Source organism: Bacillus sp. CIS52, assembly GCF_053545315.1.
Genome location: NZ_JBIUFR010000002.1, coordinates 172,430 through 191,015 on the forward strand (window position 1 = coordinate 172,430; position 18,586 = coordinate 191,015).

The 18,586-nt window shown below is 47.8% G+C and carries 19 protein-coding genes and 1 other annotated feature; of the genes, 17 read left to right on the forward strand and 2 right to left on the reverse strand.

The features are described 5' to 3' along the window. Position 1: 1 nt before the first annotated feature. On the forward strand, positions 2-832 hold the full coding sequence (ytxC, locus tag ACH32G_RS10760) for a putative sporulation protein YtxC (RefSeq protein WP_016938621.1): 831 nt from the start codon (positions 2-4) through the stop codon (positions 830-832). Positions 833-1,242: 410 nt separating this feature from the next. After that, complete coding sequence (thrS, locus tag ACH32G_RS10765) at positions 1,243-3,174, forward strand: threonine--tRNA ligase (protein ID WP_448814343.1); 1,932 nt, start codon at positions 1,243-1,245, stop codon at positions 3,172-3,174. 43 nt (positions 3,175-3,217) lie between these two features. Here thrS and ACH32G_RS10770 read toward each other — a convergent pair whose 3' ends face one another. Beyond that, entirely contained in the window at positions 3,218-4,012 is a 795-nt protein-coding gene (locus tag ACH32G_RS10770; RefSeq protein WP_047478303.1) for an HAD family hydrolase, read from the reverse strand. A gap of 187 nt (positions 4,013-4,199) precedes the next feature. On the opposite strand from ACH32G_RS10770, the gene ACH32G_RS10775 reads away from it, so the two are divergent. The 8 genes from ACH32G_RS10775 to ACH32G_RS10810 all read left to right on the forward strand — a co-directional run bounded on the left by ACH32G_RS10775 (position 4,200) and on the right by ACH32G_RS10810 (position 9,777). Then, positions 4,200-5,981 (forward strand): LytS/YhcK type 5TM receptor domain-containing protein, encoded by a 1,782-nt coding sequence (locus ACH32G_RS10775; protein ID WP_448814344.1) that lies wholly within the window; start codon positions 4,200-4,202, stop codon positions 5,979-5,981. Beyond that, positions 5,959-6,693, forward strand: a complete 735-nt coding sequence (locus ACH32G_RS10780; protein ID WP_016938626.1) for a LytR/AlgR family response regulator transcription factor — start codon at positions 5,959-5,961, stop codon at positions 6,691-6,693. Before ACH32G_RS10775 ends, ACH32G_RS10780 begins: the two co-directional genes overlap by 23 nt. 130 nt (positions 6,694-6,823) lie before the next feature. Next, complete coding sequence (gene lrgA / locus ACH32G_RS10785; protein WP_016938627.1) at positions 6,824-7,264, forward strand: antiholin-like murein hydrolase modulator LrgA; 441 nt, start codon at positions 6,824-6,826, stop codon at positions 7,262-7,264. A gap of 12 nt (positions 7,265-7,276) precedes the next feature. Further along, positions 7,277-7,960 carry an antiholin-like protein LrgB gene (lrgB, locus tag ACH32G_RS10790; protein WP_016938628.1) on the forward strand — a complete coding sequence of 228 codons (684 nt, stop codon included), beginning with the start codon at positions 7,277-7,279 and terminating at the stop codon, positions 7,958-7,960. 181 nt (positions 7,961-8,141) lie between these two features. After that, positions 8,142-8,272 (forward strand) — a sequence feature (ribosomal protein L20 leader region). Positions 8,273-8,330: 58 nt separating this feature from the next. Then, positions 8,331-8,852: a translation initiation factor IF-3 gene (infC, locus tag ACH32G_RS10795; RefSeq protein WP_071543361.1), complete on the forward strand. Its 522-nt coding sequence runs from the start codon at positions 8,331-8,333 to the stop codon at positions 8,850-8,852. Between the two features lie 12 nt (positions 8,853-8,864). Further along, positions 8,865-9,065: a 50S ribosomal protein L35 gene (gene rpmI / locus ACH32G_RS10800; protein ID WP_003152493.1), complete on the forward strand. Its 201-nt coding sequence runs from the start codon at positions 8,865-8,867 to the stop codon at positions 9,063-9,065. A gap of 31 nt (positions 9,066-9,096) precedes the next feature. Then, positions 9,097-9,456, forward strand: a complete 360-nt coding sequence (gene rplT / locus ACH32G_RS10805) for a 50S ribosomal protein L20 (RefSeq protein ID WP_007613019.1) — start codon at positions 9,097-9,099, stop codon at positions 9,454-9,456. Positions 9,457-9,513: 57 nt separating this feature from the next. Then, positions 9,514-9,777, forward strand: coding sequence for a DUF1294 domain-containing protein (locus tag ACH32G_RS10810; RefSeq protein ID WP_099744759.1), 264 nt, complete (start codon positions 9,514-9,516; stop codon positions 9,775-9,777). Between the two features lie 13 nt (positions 9,778-9,790). Here the strand turns inward: ACH32G_RS10810 and ACH32G_RS10815 are convergent, their stop codons facing one another. Then, positions 9,791-10,183 (reverse strand): hypothetical protein, encoded by a 393-nt coding sequence (locus tag ACH32G_RS10815; protein WP_016938630.1) that lies wholly within the window; start codon positions 10,181-10,183, stop codon positions 9,791-9,793. Between the two features lie 182 nt (positions 10,184-10,365). Between ACH32G_RS10815 and ACH32G_RS10820 the strand changes: the two genes are divergently transcribed. The 7 genes from ACH32G_RS10820 to ACH32G_RS10850 all read left to right on the forward strand — a co-directional run bounded on the left by ACH32G_RS10820 (position 10,366) and on the right by ACH32G_RS10850 (position 18,584). Further along, positions 10,366-11,451, forward strand: a complete 1,086-nt coding sequence (locus ACH32G_RS10820) for a M42 family metallopeptidase (protein WP_064777656.1) — start codon at positions 10,366-10,368, stop codon at positions 11,449-11,451. A gap of 143 nt (positions 11,452-11,594) precedes the next feature. Further along, on the forward strand, positions 11,595-12,560 hold the full coding sequence (locus ACH32G_RS10825; RefSeq protein WP_448814345.1) for a glycoside hydrolase family 43 protein: 966 nt from the start codon (positions 11,595-11,597) through the stop codon (positions 12,558-12,560). A 178-nt stretch (positions 12,561-12,738) separates the two neighbouring features. After that, positions 12,739-14,232: an L-arabinose isomerase gene (araA, locus tag ACH32G_RS10830; RefSeq protein ID WP_448814346.1), complete on the forward strand. Its 1,494-nt coding sequence runs from the start codon at positions 12,739-12,741 to the stop codon at positions 14,230-14,232. A 1-nt stretch (position 14,233) separates the two neighbouring features. Then, positions 14,234-15,919, forward strand: coding sequence for a ribulokinase (gene araB / locus ACH32G_RS10835; RefSeq protein ID WP_448814347.1), 1,686 nt, complete (start codon positions 14,234-14,236; stop codon positions 15,917-15,919). Then, complete coding sequence (araD, locus tag ACH32G_RS10840; RefSeq protein WP_016938635.1) at positions 15,912-16,601, forward strand: L-ribulose-5-phosphate 4-epimerase; 690 nt, start codon at positions 15,912-15,914, stop codon at positions 16,599-16,601. Before araB ends, araD begins: the two co-directional genes overlap by 8 nt. Further along, a complete protein-coding gene (locus tag ACH32G_RS10845) occupies positions 16,579-17,385 on the forward strand; it encodes an HAD-IIA family hydrolase (protein WP_406795079.1) in 807 nt (268 codons plus the stop codon). The genes araD and ACH32G_RS10845 overlap by 23 nt, the downstream gene beginning before the upstream one ends. Then, positions 17,382-18,584: a sn-glycerol-1-phosphate dehydrogenase gene (locus ACH32G_RS10850; protein WP_366971307.1), complete on the forward strand. Its 1,203-nt coding sequence runs from the start codon at positions 17,382-17,384 to the stop codon at positions 18,582-18,584. Before ACH32G_RS10845 ends, ACH32G_RS10850 begins: the two co-directional genes overlap by 4 nt. Positions 18,585-18,586 lie beyond the last annotated feature (2 nt).

Here is an 18,586-nt window from a genome sequence, read left to right on the forward strand (position 1 = left end):
TATGCTTGAAGTGATCTTTGAAGATGACCACGATACCGCCGCTTTTTTACATCTCATTCAGCAATCGGACGACCGGAGACATTTTATTGTCCGTGAAGGCATAAAAAAAGTCGGAATCGCAAGGTCTGAATCGGCTTTTTGCGTCCAGCGCTTTATTGAGCCGATCCTGGTCAGATTTTTTTTAGAATGTAAAGAAGACGAGCATATGCTTTCGCTTATTGAAGACGAATACTGCTTCACCGATCAGGATGAACAGCAGCAAATCCTTCAGCTTGCACACAGCATTATGGAAGGGGAGCTTGATGATCATCCGTTTGAGCCGAAGAAAGAGCCGCGCACACAGTTTATTTCAGAAGCGCTCCGGACGATTTCACTTGATGCGGGTGTTTTTTCCGTGCGTTCGTTTCAGACGTTCCGGCTCGGCAGGTATTATGAGCGGCTCAGGGAATATACCGAGGCTGCGATAGATGAATACCGGATGGAACAGGAATATCAAAACTTTATCCAGTCTTTGAGAGATTACGTGACATCCAATCCGCCGCGGATGAAGAAAGTCCATATCGTACATGACCGGGCTTTTACACTGTGGGAGCTGCGCTACGTGTCAGAACGGGAACAGAAAAAATACATAGACAGACGGTTTGTGCGGGAGCACCCGATGTATATAGATTCCCACCTGCTTGCGCCGCTGATCTCTATCGCGCCTGAGACGGTAGAACTGTATACGGACAAACCGGAGCATATGATGTCCAGAACGATTCAAAACGTGTTTCAGGAGCGGGTGCGTCTTTTTCCGTTAGGCGCGTTTGCGGCGGAAAAGACGGAAGGATAGCTGCACAGACGGCCTTGCGGCAGCAGCGGGGCTGTCTGTGCGAAATCAGACGAAAAACCGAGTTGCATTTTTCTCACAGACATTTTATAATACATAACAGATTAATGATTGCTACACGTATTGATAAGGACATGAAGCATTGATACCGGCTTTATAAGAGAGGAGAGCCCAGGCTGAAAGCTTTCCAGCTATGGATCATTGTCTTTACCGCCTTTGAACTTCAGCTGTGAACGCCGGAATAAGCGCCAGTAATAGCTGACGGGAACTCCCGTTACAGAGTTTAGAGCCGCAGGTGCCGAAAAAAACCGGCCGCGCGGAAAAAAGGGTGGAACCACGATTCCGTTTATTTAACCTCGTCCCTTTCATAGGGGGCGGGGTTTTTGATTTGCATAAAAAAAGGAGTGACGAAGATGTCAGATATGATCAACATCACATTTCCGGACGGAGCGGTAAAGGAATTTCCGAAAGGAACAACAACAGAAGATATCGCGGCATCCATCAGTCCGGGATTAAAGAAAAAATCTTTAGCCGGAAAACTGAACGGACAGGAAATTGATTTAAGAACGCCGATTCAAGAGGACGGTGCCGTAGAAATTATTACAGAAGGCACAGAAGAAGGCCTGAATATCATGCGTCACAGCACGGCGCATTTATTGGCTCAGGCGATTAAACGCATTTATAAAGATGTGAAATTCGGAGTAGGCCCCGTTATTGAAAATGGGTTCTATTATGATGTTGAAATGGAGCAGGCGCTGACGCCGGATGACCTTCCTAAGATTGAAAAAGAAATGAAACGCATCATCGGTGAAAATCTGCCGATCATCCGAAAAGAAGTGAGCCGTGAGGAAGCAAAAGCCATGTTTGCGGAAATCGGCGATAATCTGAAGCTTGAACTGCTGGATGCCATCCCAGAAGGAGAAACGGTCTCCATTTATGAGCAGGGTGAATTTTTTGACCTCTGCCGCGGCGTGCACGTGCCGTCTACAGGAAAAATTAAAGAATTTAAGCTGCTCAGCCTTGCAGGCGCATACTGGCGCGGCGACAGCAAAAACCAAATGCTTCAGCGCATTTACGGCACGGCTTTCTTTAAAAAAGATGACCTGAAAGAGCATTTGCGCATGCTTGAAGAAGCGAAAGAACGCGACCACAGAAAACTGGGCAAAGAACTAAAATTGTTCGCCAACTCTCAAAAAGTCGGACAAGGCCTGCCGCTCTGGCTGCCGAAAGGCGCGACCATCCGCCGCGTGATTGAGCGCTACATTGTGGATAAAGAGCTGAGCCTCGGCTATGAACACGTGTATACGCCTGTTCTCGGAAGCAAAGACCTGTACGAAACATCAGGTCACTGGGAACATTATCAGGACGGCATGTTCCCGCCGATGGAAATGGACAATGAAACGCTTGTGCTCCGTCCGATGAACTGTCCTCACCATATGATGATTTACAAACAGGACATTCACAGCTACCGGGAGCTTCCGATCCGCATCGCCGAGCTCGGAACGATGCATCGTTATGAAATGTCCGGGGCGCTTTCAGGTCTTCAGCGCGTACGCGGCATGACGTTAAATGACGCGCACATTTTCGTCCGCCCGGATCAGATTAAAGAAGAATTCATCCGCACGGTCCGCTTGATTCAAGACGTATACGAAGACTTCGGCCTGAGTGATTACACATTCCGCCTGTCTTACCGGGATCCTGAAGACACGGAAAAATATTTTGATGATGATGAGATGTGGAATAAAGCGCAATCCATGCTGAAGGCGGCAATGGATGAAATCGGCCATGATTACTATGAAGCGGAAGGCGAAGCGGCATTTTACGGCCCTAAGCTTGACGTGCAGGTGAAAACGGCGATCGGCAAAGAAGAGACATTGTCAACCGTGCAGCTTGACTTCCTTCTTCCGGAACGCTTTGATCTCACTTACGTCGGGGAAGACGGCAAACAGCACCGTCCAGTCGTTATCCACCGCGGCGTCGTGTCAACGATGGAACGCTTTGTTGCTTTCTTAATCGAAGAGCACAAAGGCGCCCTTCCGACATGGCTTGCGCCTGTGCAATTCCAAGTCATTCCTGTATCACCGTCTGTGCATCTTGACTACGCGAAAAAGGTGCAGGAGCGCCTGCAGCGCGAAGGCCTGCGTGTCGAGCTTGACAGCCGGGACGAGAAAATCGGCTATAAAATCCGTGAAGCGCAAATGCAAAAAATCCCGTACATGCTTGTGGTCGGTGACCAAGAAGCTGAAAACGGCGCGGTAAACGTCCGGAAATACGGAGAGCAGAAATCCGAAACCGTTTCATTGGACGATTTTGTGAAAAAGGCTGTAGCCGAAGCGAAAAAATAACCAGACACACAAAAAACCCCATTCTGAATGAATGGGGTTTTTTTTATCTTTGTTTCTGCTTCTCTATAATCGCAAACAGTTCGTGAAGATCGCTGATCACATAATCAGGCGTAATGTCTGTTTCATTTTTCTTATTCGTCCGGTTTACCCACACCGTCGTGATGCCTGCCCGTTTCGCTCCCAAAATATCAGTGTTGAGATTATCTCCGACCATTATGGCATCTTCTTTTTTCAGCTTCAGGAGGCTGAGGCAATGTTCAAATATGGAGGCGTCGGGTTTCCCTTTTCCGAAAGCGCCTGAGATGACGATTTCATTAAAATAAGGCGCAAGCTCAGGAACGCCGGCAAGTTTTTCTTTTTGCAGGCTGGGATCGCCGTTTGTCAGCAGAAGCAGTTCATAAACACCTTTCAGCTTATCAAGCACCGCAAATGTTTCATCATACACATACGGGCGCTGTCTGCGTTCCGCCGCGAAAAACTCCGCCAAATATTCGCCGTAAGCCGCATCGTCTATGCCGACACTTTTTAAGCCGTTCGTCCAGGCGTTTCGTCTGTATTCCGGCGCAATCTGATTCAGCTGTTTAAATCCTTCGCTGACCGGCTCGGAGAAATTCGCCCACAACCCTTCAAACGGATTAATGCCGATCATGACCGTATAAGGATAGGTTTCGTATGACATATACAATTCCCGTGCCGCTTTCCGAACCGCTTCTTCAAAAGTGTGCGGGTCAAGGCCATATTTTTTTTCTGCTTGTAAACATGTTTCCCTGAATGTTGTTCTGACGCTTTTTTCATCCCATAACAGTGTATCGTCCAAATCAAAAAATACGGCTTTCATGATCTTCTCCTCTTTGTTATATTCTGAAACTCTCTGCCGCAAGGCTCCCGTTTATTCTACAATAGATACATAGACTGCGAAAGATTTGTTTTCAGATGATTTGAAAAAAACAGGCAGATTTGTGTCATATTCTGTCTCGAGCATTAAAACGTGATAAAATAAAATTTGAAAGAACAGGTGAAAAAGCATGCTGCATTTGATTATTATGATGCTGGAAAGAGTCGGAATAATCGTCATATTGGGCTTTGTTCTGGCTCATACCAGATTGTTCAGACAGGCGCTCCAGCAGCCTGAGAGCTATAAAGGCAAAGCGGTGCTGATTTCAATTTTCTCGCTGTTCAGTATTATCAGCAACTATACGGGAATAGAAATTCAGCAGAATACAATTATGAATAATGACTGGGTGTTTCAAATTAATCCGTCCGGTTCAATTGCCAACACGCGGATTATGGGTGTTGAAATCGGCGGACTCTTGGGCGGCCCGTATGTAGGGATCGGTGTCGGCATACTGTCCGGCCTGCATCGTTTATCACTAGGCGGCGCGACCGCAGTCAGCTGTGCCGTCTCATCCGTTTTAGCCGGGGTTTTGTCCGGCTGGATCGGGCGGTATTTCAGAAAGCGTTATGCAATGCCGACACCGCGAGTGGCCGCGCTGGTCGGACTCGGGATGGAATCATTGCAAATGCTGCTCATTCTTTTAATGGCCAAGCCGTTTTCTGACGCTTGGACCCTAGTGAGCATCATTGGCATCCCGATGATATTGGTAAACGGGTCAGGGACTTTTATTTTTCTTTCGATCATTCAATCGATGATCCGGAAGGAAGAACGGGCAAGAGCTCTTGAAACCCACAGGGTGCTGATGATTGCCGACCAGACGCTTCCGTTTTTCCGTCAGGGGCTGAATGAAAGCTCATGCAAAAGCGTCGCTGCCATCATCCACAGGCAAACAGGAACGGACGCGGTATCGCTTACGGATAATGAAAAGATTTTAGCTCACGTCGGAGCGGGTGCCGACCATCATATTCCGTCTGAAAGCCTGATTACCGGATTGTCAAAACGCGTCATTAAAACGGGGCATATTATGAAAGCGACATCAAAGAAAGAAATTGAATGCACGCACGATCCCTGTCCGCTGCATGCGGCGATCGTATTGCCGCTGACGTCAAACGGCAAAACAATCGGGACGCTGAAAATGTATTTTAAAAGCCCGTCAGGTTTAAGCCGGGTTGAAGAAGAGCTCGCAGAGGGGCTCGCCATGCTGTTTTCCACCCAGCTTGAACTCGGCGAGGCGGAACTGCAGAGCAAATTGCTGAAAGATGCAGAAATAAAGGCGCTTCAGGCACAGGTCAATCCGCATTTTCTGTTTAATGCAATCAATACGATTTCTGCTCTTTGCCGTACGGATGTGGAAAAAACCCGAAAGCTTCTGCTGCAGCTCAGCGTCTATTTCCGTTCCAACCTGCAGGGGGCAAGGCAGCTGCTCATCCCGCTTTCTAAAGAACTGAACCATCTGCAGGCATATTTGTCATTGGAGCAGGCCCGTTTTCCCGGGAAATATAAAATCAGTCTTGAAATTGAAAACGGTTTGGAGGACATCGAAATTCCTCCTTTTGTGCTGCAGATCCTCGTCGAAAATGCGCTCCGCCATGCATTTTCAAGAAAGCAGGACAGCTGTGCCGTCAATGTCAGCGTGGTATCCGCCGGCCCGTCGGTTTTAATGCGGGTGAGGGACAATGGACGGGGAATTGATCCGGAATTGCTGTCCGTGCTCGGAAACCGTCCGCTGCCGTCTAAAGAAGGAACGGGAACCGCACTTTACAATTTAAATCAGCGGCTGATCGGGCTGTTCGGCCCTGAAGCCGCTCTGCGATTGGAAAGTGAGCCCCAAAAAGGTACGGACGTATCATTTGAGCTGCCTTTGAAACTGATGACTAAAGGAGAAGAACATGCTGAAGGTGTTAATCGTTGATGATGAAATGCTGGCAAGGGATGAATTAGCTTATTTGCTGAAACGGACGAATGAAGTAGATGACATAAACGAGGCGGAAAATATTGAATCCGCTTTTGACAGCATGATGGATCAAAAACCGGATCTGCTGTTTTTAGATGTTGATTTGTCAGGAGAAAACGGATTTGACATTGCCAAGCGGCTGAAAAACATGAAAAATCCGCCGGCTGTCGTTTTTGCGACGGCTTATGACCAATTTGCTTTAAAGGCCTTTGAAGTCGATGCGCTCGATTATTTAACAAAGCCTTTTGATGAAGAAAGAGTCCGCCAGACAATCAGAAAGTTTAAAAGAGTGAAGCAGGACAGGGCAGAAGCCGTCTCAGAACAGCAAACCGCAGCCGGAGCGCATAAGCTTGCGGTATCAGCCGGCGAATCCATTGTCATTTTAGATACGAAGGATATTATTTTTGCGGGCATGGAGGACGGGCACGTTTCCGTCAAAACGTTTGCCGCGTCTTATTCCGTTCATGAAACCTTAGCTGTTATTGAGAAAAAACTGCCTGAGACGGGCTTCTTGAGAGTGCACCGCGCGTTCATCGTGAATACGGAGCATATTACGGAAATTCATCCGTGGTTTAATTCGACCTACAATCTGATCTTAAAAGACGGCTCTAAAATTCCCGTCAGCCGTACATACGCAAAGGACTTAAAAAAGCTGCTTCATATTATATGAGGCGGCTTTCTGCATTTCAGCAGCCGTTTTTTGCATTTCAGATTGAATATTCTGCCGTTTGTGATGAAAGCGCTTAATAAGCCGGTTTCTCTTTTATAATGGACCTAACTTAGAGAAAGAGGTGAAGAAAATGAGTGCGAAGAAAGTGTACGGATTTCTGACACAAGCATTTATTTTTGCCGGCATTATGCTCATATCTAATGGGATTGCAGCGATTGTCCCCATTCCTATACCCGCTTCCGTAGTAGGTTTGGTGCTATTATTTGTCCTTTTATGCCTGAAAGTGATAAAACTTGAACAAGTAGAAACGCTGGGAACATCATTAACGTCACTGATCGGATTTTTATTTGTCCCGTCGGGCATCTCCGTGATGAATTCACTTGGCGTCATGCAGCAGTACGGCGTGCAGATCGCACTCGTCATCTTACTCGCCACCATCATTCTGTTAGGGGCGACGGGCCTTTTTTCTCAGCTGATTCTGTCAGTCAGCCAAAAACGTCAGAAGGCAGCTCCGGCTGATAAACAAACGGTGCGCCGTTCCAATCAAGAAAATGAACTTGTGCAGCATTAGGAGGGAAATCGGATGAGTCCATATTTCGGTATTGTCGTTTCGCTTGCGGCCTTTGGCATCGGCACGTATTTATTTAAAAAAACGAAAGGATTTTTCCTCTTCACCCCGCTGTTTGTCGCGATGGTGCTTGGCATCCTTTTTCTGAAGCTCGGCGGTTTTTCATATGAAGATTATAAAAGCGGCGGAGACATTATTAAGTTCTTCCTGGAGCCCGCGACGATTGCTTTTGCCATTCCTTTATACAAACAGCGTGACAAGCTGAAAAAATACTGGTGGCAGATCATGTCGTCTATCATTGCCGGCTCTATCTGCTCAGTCACGATTGTCTATCTGATCGCAAAAGGCATTCATCTTGACGCGGCCGTTATGAAAAGCATGCTTCCGCAGGCAGCGACAACGGCAATTGCCCTTCCGCTGTCAAAAGGGATCGGCGGCATCACCGACATCACTGCTTTCGCCGTCATTTTCAACGCCGTCATTGTCTATGCTCTCGGGGCTTTATTCTTAAAACTGTTTAAAGTGAAACATCCGATCTCTAAAGGACTGGCTCTCGGCACATCCGGACACGCACTCGGTGTTGCGGTCGGTATTGAGATGGGAGAAGTAGAAGCGGCAATGGCAAGTATCGCGGTTGTCGTCGTAGGAGTGGTGACGGTGCTGGTCATCCCGGTATTCGTTCAGCTCATTGGTGGATAAACCCGGATCATACATCCGGGTTTTTTTATTGTCCGGCTCATCCGCGGACGGCAAAGAACGAAATTTCACATTTTTCCTTGCGCTCCCCCCGGTGCCGTGTTAAAATGAAAAAGTTGATCCGGATAAGTCATTCTTGACTAACGTTCCGGTATTGTGTAGAATAGTTATTGAATTGAATATAAATCACAAGCAGAGGCACCCGCTTCTCACCTGATTGACACATTCATGTAGTTGGCAGGTTGACCGTACATTTTTATTTATGCAGATGTTCGTAGTGTGGGTGTGTTGTCATGCCCGCACTTTTTGTTTGCCTGCAGAATGCAGTCAAAACGCGTTGTGAATCAATTCGAAGAAACTATGGAGGTGGCTCATTATTAGCAAAGATCAATTGGTTAATGAGGGTATCCGTGCACGTGAAGTTCGTCTGATCGGACAAAATGGCGATCAGCTCGGCATCAAGTCCCGTCAGGAAGCACTTGAAATCGCCGGCCGCGCAAATCTTGACCTTGTGTTAGTTGCAGCGAATGCAAAACCGCCTGTATGCCGCATCATGGACTACGGTAAGTTCAGATTCGAGCAGCAGAAAAAGGACAAAGAAGCACGCAAAAATCAAAAAATCATTAACTTAAAAGAAGTTAGATTAAGTCCGACAATCGATGAGCATGACTTTAACACGAAATTGCGAAATGCGATTAAATTCCTTGAAAAAGGCGATAAAGTGAAAGCTTCTATCCGCTTTAAAGGACGCGCAATCACTCATAAAGAAATCGGCCAGCGCGTATTGGACCGTTTCTCTGAAGCATGTGCGGAAGTTGCGACAGTCGAAACAAAACCAAAAATGGACGGCCGCAGCATGTTCTTAATGCTCGCGCCGAAAAACGAAAAGCAATAAGGAGGAAATCCCATGCCAAAAATGAAAACTCACCGCGGATCTGCTAAACGTTTTAAAAAGACAGGTTCTGGGAAGTTAAAACGTTCTCATGCATATACAAGTCACTTATTCGCCAACAAATCCCAAAAGCAAAAGCGTAAGCTTCGCAAGGGTGCTATTGTAAGCGCAGGAGACTTCAAACGTATCAAACAACAGCTTGCTAACATCAAGTAATCGGACAAGGAACAATTAGGAGGGAAATATAATGCCAAGAGTAAAAGGCGGAACTGTGTCGCGTCAGCGTCGTAAAAAGGTTCTTAAATTAGCAAAAGGTTATTTCGGTTCAAAACATAGATTATACAAAGTAGCAAACCAGCAGGTCATGAAATCTGGAAACTACGCTTTCCGTGACCGTCGTCAGAAAAAACGTGACTTCCGTAAGCTTTGGATCACTCGTATCAACGCAGCTGCTCGTATGAACGGTCTTTCTTACAGCCGTTTAATGCACGGTCTTAAGCTTTCAGGCATCGAAGTAAACCGCAAAATGCTTGCTGATCTTGCTGTAAACGATCTTACTGCTTTCAATCAGCTTGCTGATGCTGCTAAAGCTCAGTTAGACAAGTAAGTTGAAAAAGCCGCTCTCTTTCCGGGAGCGGTTTTTTTACGTAAAGGGTGACAATTAATGGCTCTCTTCATTTATGCCGTACTGATAAACGGATACGGCTTTTGGATCATGGGCGCTGATAAAAGAAGAGCGAAAGCGCACAGATGGAGAATATCAGAGAAACGGATATGGCTCACAGCCGCCATGTTCGGCTCACTCGGCGTATGGATCGGCATGCGCACCTTCAGGCATAAGACAAAGCACAAAGCTTTTTTATACGGGGTGCCGCTGCTTTTTCTCGTTGAAGCCGCCCTTGTGGTGATCTATTTGAATGATAAATAAAAAGCAGGAGGGCTCAGCGCCCGCCTGCTTTTTTTGCTTTTTTAATGGGCTGGTCCCAATCAATCTTGCAATTCGGGTACCGCTCCAATACCTTTTTCTCAACTTCTTCGAAATCATCTGCAGAAAAGCTGCTCAGCTTTTCCGGAGTCTCAGTCCATACAAATATCGTATGAATAAACAGCGGATGGTCTTTGGAAGGGATATGCTTCTCTCCTTCAAAGAGCACTCCTTTATAAGTAAGCTGGAGATTTTTTCGCGTGTTTTTCTGTTCATCAATAAAATAAAAATTTTCTTTTGATTGTGCCAGTCTGAGCCTTCTCTTCGGGTTTGCGTAGAATTTGACCGCCATGTAAATAAAATAAATAAGAAGTGCAAGCAAGACAATCCTGAATACTGTAATGGCCATCTGTGTGAAGGCACCTCCTCACCTTTGTCATGATCTGATGTAATACGAAAAACAAAACAAAAGGTTTCATTTTTTTAAAAGAAATAGATAAAAACATTTACCCGTTTTTCAGGCGAATTAATCGTATGCTTCTGCATCGGTTCTGTATAATAAGAAGGTAGTGAAAAAAAGGAGGTTTATTGATGACAAAATTAGATGAAACGCTCACCATGCTGAAAGCGTTAACGGACGCAAAAGGGATACCGGGAAATGAGAGAGAAGTCAGACAAGTGATGAAATCATACATAGAACCATTTGCCGATGAGGTCACAACCGACCGGCTGGGAAGCTTAATCGCCAAAAAAACCGGCGAAGAAAACGGTCCGAAAATCATGATCTCAGGGCATTTAGACGAAGTCGGTTTTATGGTGACGCAAATCACTGATAAAGGCTTTCTCCGCTTCCAAACCGTCGGCGGCTGGTGGTCTCAGGTGATGCTGGCCCAGCGCGTCACCGTCGTGACAAAAAAAGGAGACATCACGGGAATCATCGGTTCGAAGCCGCCTCATATTTTACCGCCTGACGCCAGAAAAAAAGCCGCCGATATCAAAGAGATGTTCATCGATATCGGGGCGTCCAGCCGTGAAGAAGCAATGGAATGGGGCGTTCTACCGGGTGACCAGGTTGTGCCGTATTTTGAATTTACAGTGATGAACAATGAAAAACATTTATTGGCGAAAGCATGGGACAACCGTATCGGCTGTGCGATTGCCATCGATGTATTAAAAAATCTGGAAAACAGCGATCATCCGAATGAAGTATACGGAGTGGGAACGGTTCAAGAAGAAGTCGGGCTGCGCGGGGCGAAAACAGCGGCGCATACCATCCAGCCTGATATCGCGTTCGGTGTGGATGTCGGAATTGCCGGAGATACACCGGGAATTTCTGAAAAAGAAGCGCAAAGTAAAATCGGCGAAGGGCCGCAAATTATTCTGTATGACGCATCTATGGTCTCTCACAAAGGGCTGCGCGACCTTGTCGTAAACACGGCGGAAGAAGCGGGAATTCCGTATCAATTCGATTCCATTGCCGGGGGCGGGACGGATTCAGGTTCCATTCATTTAACCGCAAACGGAGTGCCGGCGCTGTCTATTACGATCGCAACGCGCTACATTCACACTCATGCCGCTATTTTGCATCGGGATGATTATGAGAATACGGTAAAATTGATCACAGAAGTAATTAAAAAATTAGACCGGGAAACGGTTGACCGTATTACATATCAATAATGATACGGAAGAATCTGCTTTTTCAAGCAGATTCTTTTTTTTGTCTGTACAAATATGATCACGATGGCTACAATAAGAAAAGACATAGAAATATCTTACAGAAGATTTTTGTAAGCGCTTCAAAAAAAGAGAGGGGTTATGAAATGAAAAACAGATTCAAACGCATGATCCGCTTTTCGTGCGCAGTCGTCACAGCCGGGCTGCTGCTGCTGTCTTCGTCCCCGGCATCTGCCGCGTTTTGGGGTGCGTCGAATGAATTGCTGCACGATCCGACAATGGCGAAAGAAGGAAACACGTGGTACGCGTTCGGAACCGGTTTGGAAGGTGAGAGGGGGCTTCGTGTCTTAAAGGCGGGCAGCGGCGGCGTGTGGACCGTTCAGAAATCAATTTTTACTTCCCCGCTGTCTTGGTGGGGCAATTACGTGCCGAATTACGGGCTGAATCAATGGGCCCCCGATGTTCAATTTTATAACGGAAAGTATTGGCTTTACTATGCCGTTTCTTCATTCGGCAAAAATACCTCCGCGATCGGTCTTGCATCATCTACAAGTCTCAGTTCGGGAAACTGGAAGGACGAAGGGCTCGTCATCCGTTCAACAAGCGCCAATAACTACAATGCAATTGACCCGGAGCTGACAATTGATAAAGACGGAAATCCATGGCTTGCCTTCGGTTCTTTTTGGAGCGGCATTAAGCTGACAAAGCTTGATAAAAACACAATGAAACCGACGGGATCACTGTATTCCATCGCTGCCAGACCGAATAACGGCGGAGCTTTGGAAGCGCCGGCCATCACCTACCAGAACGGCTACTATTACTTAATGGTGTCGTTTGATAAATGCTGTTCAGGCGTGAATAGTACGTACAAAATCGCTTATGGAAGATCCAAAAGCATCACCGGTCCATATCTCGATAAAAGCGGGAAAAGCATGTCAGAAGGCGGAGGGACGATTCTTGATTCCGGCAATGACCGCTGGAAAGGCCCGGGCGGTCAAGACATTGTGAACGGAAATATTTTAGTGCGTCATGCGTATGATGCCGAAAACAGCGGAATCCCGAAGATGCTCATCAATGATATCGATTGGAGTTCAGGGTGGCCATCCTATTAATTGAGCAGCCGGGCATGTGTGTCCGGCTTTTTACTTGTAATAAAAGATTGACAGTTTGATTCCTCCTTAACTATAATAAAATTGTTCGTACAAATAAAAAGTTAAAAGTTTAATATTTTAATTTATACGTATATTTTTAAATGCAAGCGCTTTATTTTGACAGGAAGGGGAAATGATTGTGCTTCAGAACAAAGAATATGAATTTTGGTTTGTGACGGGAAGTCAGCACTTATACGGAGAGGAAACGCTTCAGCTTGTCGATCAACACGCAAAAGGGATATGTGACGGTCTCAGCGGGGTGTCATCAAGATACAAGATCAGGCATAAAGCGGTTGTTACGTCATCTGAAACAATCAGAGAGGTTTTGCGGGAAGCCCAATATCAAGAAAACTGCGCCGGGATCATCACGTGGATGCATACATTTTCTCCGGCGAAAATGTGGATTGAAGGTCTTTCCGCCTTTCAAAAGCCGATGCTTCATCTGCATACCCAATATCATCACGACATTCCGTGGGAAACGATTGATATGGATTTTATGAACAGCAACCAATCCGCCCACGGAGACCGGGAATACGGATATATCCAGTCAAGAATGGGGCAGACGAGAAAAGTCATTGCAGGCTATTGGGATGATGAAGAAGTTAAACGTGACATTTCACAATGGATGAATACTGCTGCCGCTTGGAATGAAAGCAGGCATATTAAAGTAGCCCGGTTCGGCGACAACATGCGGAATGTAGCCGTTACTGACGGAGACAAAGTCGGCGCCCACATTCAATTCGGCTGGCAGGTTGACGGGTACGGAATCGGTGATCTTACCGAGGTGATGAACAATGTCACCGATGCAGAAATTGAAGCGCTTTATGAAGAATACGACAAATTGTATATCATCAGCGATGAAACGAAACGGGATGAAGCAAAAGTTTCTTCCATTAAAGAACAGGCGAAAATCGAACTCGGATTAACGGCCTTTCTCGAACGGGGCGGATATACAGCGTTTTCGACCTCCTTTGAAGTTTTGCACGGAATGAAGCAGCTTCCGGGGCTTGCCGTTCAGCGTCTCATGGAAAAAGGGTACGGATTTGCCGGCGAAGGCGATTGGAAAACGGCTGCCTTGGTACGAATGATGAAAATAATGGCGGACGGAAAACAAACCTCCTTCATGGAAGATTACACGTACCATTTTGAGCCGGGGCGTGCGATGATTCTCGGATCACATATGCTTGAAGTATGTCCGACAATTGCCCTTGACCGGCCGAAAATCGAAGTCCATCCTCTCTCAATCGGGGGAAAGGAAGATCCCGCCCGATTGGTCTTTAACGGAATCGGCGGTTCAGCCATCATCGCAAGTATCATTGACATCGGAGGGCGGTTCCGTCTCATTCTGAATGAAGCGGAAGGCAGGGAAATTGAACATGATATGCCGAATCTGCCTGTGGCGCGGGTGCTGTGGAAGCCTGAGCCATCGCTGAAAACAGCTGCGGAAGCATGGATTTTGGCGGGAGGCGCTCATCATACCTGTATGTCCTTCCGTCTTACGGCTGAACAGATGCTTGACTGGGCTGAAATGGCAGGCATTGAAAGCATCTTTATTTCCCGCAATACCGAAATACGCGAGCTGAAAAAAGAGCTGAAGTGGAATGACGCATTATACCGGCTGGGAGGGAATTGATATGGCGTATACAATTGGTGTGGATTTCGGCACATTGTCCGGCAGGGCGGTGCTTGTCAATGTCCGGACAGGAGAAGAAATTGCATCCGCGGTCAAAGAATACACTCATGCCGTTATCGACCGTACGCTGCCGAAAACGGGGGAAAAGCTCCCTCGTGACTGGGCGCTTCAAGATCCCGCCGATTATATTGAAGTTTTGGAAACGGCGATTCCGAGCCTGCTTCAGCAGTCGGGCGCTGATCCAAAAGATGTGATCGGCATAGGAATTGATTTTACGGCCTGCACCATTTTGCCGGTAGACGGCGCGGGACAGCCGCTTTGTATGCTTCCGGAATTTGAGCGGGAGCCGCACAGTTATGTGAAGCTGTGGAAGCATCATGCGGCTCAAAAGCATGCAGACCGTTTGAACGCGATTGCCGAAGACACAAAAGAAGAATTTCTCAAAAGATACGGCGGTAAAATTTCTTCCGAATGGATGATCCCGAAAATCATGCAAATTGCGGAAGAAGCGCCGCATATATACGAGGCGGCAGATCGGATTGTGGAAGCGGCAGACTGGACCGTCTATCAATTGTGCGGTTCATTGAAGCGGAGCAACTGCACGGCCGGCTACAAAGCAATTTGGAATGAGGAGACGGGATATCCGCCTAATCATTTTTTCGAAAGGCTCAACCCGTTAATGAAAACGATTACAAATGATAAATTAAGCGGAACCATTTATTCAGTCGGAGAAAAGGCAGGAGGACTGACCGAAAAAATGGCGGAGCTGACCGGGCTTTTGCCGGGGACGGCCGTTGCCGTCGCCAATGTTGACGCTCACGTGTCAGTGCCAGCGGTCGGCATTACAGAGCCGGGGAAAATGCTGATGATCATGGGAACGTCCACCTGTCATGTGCTGCTCGGTGAGGAAGAACATATCGTCCCCGGTATGTGCGGAGTTGTCAATAACGGCATCTTGCCTGGATATGCGGGATATGAAGCGGGGCAGTCCTGTGTCGGCGACCATTTTGAATGGTTTGTTAAAACGTGCGTTCCGAAAGACTATGAGAAGGAAGCCGAGGAAAAACAGATCGATATTCACGAGCTTTTAAGCGAAAAAGCAGCTGAGCTTGCTCCGGGGGAAAGCGGTCTTCTCGCGCTTGACTGGTGGAACGGAAACCGGTCAACCTTGGTGGACGCCGATTTGACGGGCATGATGCTCGGCATGACGCTGCACACGAAACCGGAAGAAATCTACAGGGCATTGATTGAAGCGACGGCGTTCGGAACGAGGATGATTATCGAAACATTCCGCGAAAACGGCGTTCCGGTCGAGGAGCTTTATGCAGCCGGAGGAATCGCTGAGAAAAATCCATTTATCATGCAAATTTATGCAGACGTCACAAATATGGACATTAAATTATCCGGGTCTCCGCAGGCGCCGGCACTGGGATCCGCGATTTTCGGAGCGCTCGCTGCGGGACGGGAAAACGGGGGTTTCTCCAATATTGCTGAGGCTTGCGCACATATGGGGAAATTAAAAGACGGCTCTTATGTCCCGAATCGGGGAAGAGCTGAGATTTATGACAGCTTATATGCGGAATACAAAGAGCTCGTTCACTACTTCGGCAAAGAAAACAATGTCATGAAACGCCTGAAAGCCATTAAAAACCGTGAGTTCGCGAAAGGGGAGAGCCGCCATGCTTGAAGCGTTAAAAGAAGAAGTGCTCGCCGCCAACCTGAAGCTTGAGGAACATAATCTTGTCACGTTTACATGGGGAAATGTCAGCGGCATTGACAGAGAAAGCGGGAGAATCGTCATTAAACCGAGCGGTGTCGATTACAGTGAGCTGACCGCAGACAAACTGGTCGTCCTGAATGAGGACGGAGAGATTCTGGAAGGCTCGCTGAAGCCGTCCTCTGACACGCCGACCCATCTTTATCTGTATAAAGCCTTTCCCGCTATCGGCGGAATCGTTCATACGCATTCCCGCTGGGCGACGAGCTGGGCGCAGTCAGGCAGAGACATTCCCGCGCTCGGAACGACCCACGCGGATTATTTTGAAAGCGCTATACCCTGTACGAGGGAAATGTATGAAGAAGAAATTGTGAAAGATTACGAATATCATACAGGCAAAGTCATAGCGGAAACTTTTCAAAATGAATCGTATGAACAAAATCCGGGTGTTCTTGTCCACAGCCACGGTCCATTCTGCTGGGGAACGGACGCGCTGAATGCCGTGCATAACGCTGTAGTGCTCGAAACCGTGGCGGAAATGGCCTACCATTCGCTTATGCTGAACAAACAGCTCAGCCCGATAGACAGAGTGCTGCATGATAAGCATTTTTACAGAAAACACGGGGCGAATGCTTATTATGGCCAAACTTGACGCATCCGGGTTTCTGATTGATTTAGACGGAACCGTATTCAGGGGGCAGGAGCTGATTGACGGCGCAACAGAAGCCATTCATACCCTTCAGTCCCTAGGCAAAGCCGTTGTCTTTTTAAGCAACCGCGGCAATCTATCAAGAGCCATGTGCCAAAAGAAACTGCTTGGTGCCGGTATCCGCACGGATGAACGGAGCATCGTGCTGTCCTCCAGTGTGACGGCATCATTTTTAAAGAAGCATTATCCTTTGTCAAAGGTATGGGTGTTAGGAGAGAAAGGGCTGACTGATGAACTCGCTTTAGCGGGTGTCACCATGGCGCAAAAACCGGAGGCGGCAGACTGGCTTGTTATCTCTTTGCATGAAACTGTCACCTATGAGGATCTGAATCTCGCTTTTCAGGCAGCTTCCTCCGGCGCGCGCATCATCGCCACGAACCGGGACCGCTCGTTTCCGAATGAAGGCGGCCATGCTATGGACGTTGCGGGAATGATCGGGGCCATTGAGGCATCTGCCGGAGTAAAAACGGAGCTTGTCGTCGGCAAACCGTCTTGGCTGATGGCTGAGGCAGCATGTGAAGCGCTCGGGCTTTCTCCGGGAGAATGCGCAATAATCGGGGACAGCCTCGAATCAGATATCGCAATGGGAAGGCTGTACGGGATGAAAAGCGTGTTGGTTCTGACGGGATCGGCAAAACTTGGGGAGACGCGTCTCTATGAGCCTGACATCGTGCTCGATTCTATGAAAGACCTGACAGAATTAGCGAAGGGGGGAATCCTTTTATGAAACTTTCTCCGGCGGACATTCAATCCGAGTTTAATAAGGAAGGAGGCAGCCGCTCTCCTATTCAAATAGAAGACATCATCATCGGAGCGGATGCAAAAGAAGAGCTTTTCAGATTTCTTCAAAAAAAATGCTGGAAACATCCGGCGATCGTCTGTGACCGGAACACTGACGAAGCGGCGGGAGGGATGCTTGCGGACGAATTGAAGGCCGGCGGGATCAAAGCGGCAAAGATCATCATTCCGGAGCATGAAACAGGAACCGCGGCTGCTGATGAAAGGACACTGATCTATACGCTGATCAATATCGCGGAAGAGACGGATGTCATCATTGCGGCCGGGTCAGGAACGATTCACGACATTACGCGGTTTGCCGCCTGCCAGCGCGGTTTGCCGTTTATCTCATTCCCCACCGCTCCTTCAGTCGACGGATTTACATCGGCGGGAGCGCCGCTTATATTAAACGGCATCAAAACGACGATTCAAACGAAAGCGCCGATCGCCTTATTTGCGGATACGAATCTATTAAAAGAAGCGCCGCGCGCAATGACAGCCGCAGGCTTCGGCGACATGCTCGGAAAAATAACTTCGCTGGCAGATTGGGAGATCTCCCATAGGCTTGCGGATGAGCCGTACTCAGAAGCCGGGGCGAAACTTGTGAAAGACGCGCTTTGGCAGTGCATTGATCACCGTGCTGACATTGCCATGGGAACAGAGGCCGGCATTCGCATCCTGATGGAAGCGCTGATCGTCTCGGGTCTTGTCATGCTTGCTCTTGATCACTCCCGTCCCGCTTCAGGAGGAGAGCATCACATCTCGCATTGGATTGAGATGGAACTGCTGAAGACGAAACAGCCCCCGATTCTCCACGGTGCGAAGGTGGGCTGCGCGTGCGCGGTGCTAAGTGATATTTACAAAGATCTAGCCTGTCACGAAAAGCTTGCAGAACTTCCGCCGCACTTTCGCGAGGCGGTTCAATCAGCATATGAAGGGCTTCCTGACGGCAAAACAATTGCCGGGTGGCTCACATCTGCCGGAGGTCCCGCCAGTTTTGATGAAATCGGTGTAAAACAGGACCTTGTCAGCGACGCCCTTAAGCACGCGCACACACTGCGAGACCGTTATACCGGCTTAACCATCATAAATGAAAATATCGCGCTCTTTGCACATCATTCGCCGCACGGCCTGAAGCGGAAGGGGTAATG

What these genes read in the sequence shown, in the direction of transcription:
- ytxC (WP_016938621.1), top strand. Translation starts at nt 2, where the DNA reads ATGCTTGAAGTGATCTTTGAAGATGACCACGATACCGCCGCTTTTTTA.
- thrS (WP_448814343.1), top strand. Translation starts at nt 1,243, where the DNA reads ATGTCAGATATGATCAACATCACATTTCCGGACGGAGCGGTAAAGGAA.
- ACH32G_RS10770 (WP_047478303.1), bottom strand. Translation starts at nt 4,012, where the DNA reads ATGAAAGCCGTATTTTTTGATTTGGACGATACACTGTTATGGGATGAA.
- ACH32G_RS10775 (WP_448814344.1), top strand. Translation starts at nt 4,200, where the DNA reads ATGCTGCATTTGATTATTATGATGCTGGAAAGAGTCGGAATAATCGTC.
- ACH32G_RS10780 (WP_016938626.1), top strand. Translation starts at nt 5,959, where the DNA reads ATGCTGAAGGTGTTAATCGTTGATGATGAAATGCTGGCAAGGGATGAA.
- lrgA (WP_016938627.1), top strand. Translation starts at nt 6,824, where the DNA reads ATGAGTGCGAAGAAAGTGTACGGATTTCTGACACAAGCATTTATTTTT.
- lrgB (WP_016938628.1), top strand. Translation starts at nt 7,277, where the DNA reads ATGAGTCCATATTTCGGTATTGTCGTTTCGCTTGCGGCCTTTGGCATC.
- rpmI (WP_003152493.1), top strand. Translation starts at nt 8,865, where the DNA reads ATGCCAAAAATGAAAACTCACCGCGGATCTGCTAAACGTTTTAAAAAG.
- rplT (WP_007613019.1), top strand. Translation starts at nt 9,097, where the DNA reads ATGCCAAGAGTAAAAGGCGGAACTGTGTCGCGTCAGCGTCGTAAAAAG.
- ACH32G_RS10810 (WP_099744759.1), top strand. Translation starts at nt 9,514, where the DNA reads ATGGCTCTCTTCATTTATGCCGTACTGATAAACGGATACGGCTTTTGG.
- ACH32G_RS10815 (WP_016938630.1), bottom strand. Translation starts at nt 10,183, where the DNA reads ATGGCCATTACAGTATTCAGGATTGTCTTGCTTGCACTTCTTATTTAT.
- ACH32G_RS10820 (WP_064777656.1), top strand. Translation starts at nt 10,366, where the DNA reads ATGACAAAATTAGATGAAACGCTCACCATGCTGAAAGCGTTAACGGAC.
- ACH32G_RS10825 (WP_448814345.1), top strand. Translation starts at nt 11,595, where the DNA reads ATGAAAAACAGATTCAAACGCATGATCCGCTTTTCGTGCGCAGTCGTC.
- araB (WP_448814347.1), top strand. Translation starts at nt 14,234, where the DNA reads ATGGCGTATACAATTGGTGTGGATTTCGGCACATTGTCCGGCAGGGCG.
- araD (WP_016938635.1), top strand. Translation starts at nt 15,912, where the DNA reads ATGCTTGAAGCGTTAAAAGAAGAAGTGCTCGCCGCCAACCTGAAGCTT.
- ACH32G_RS10845 (WP_406795079.1), top strand. Translation starts at nt 16,579, where the DNA reads ATGCTTATTATGGCCAAACTTGACGCATCCGGGTTTCTGATTGATTTA.
- ACH32G_RS10850 (WP_366971307.1), top strand. Translation starts at nt 17,382, where the DNA reads ATGAAACTTTCTCCGGCGGACATTCAATCCGAGTTTAATAAGGAAGGA.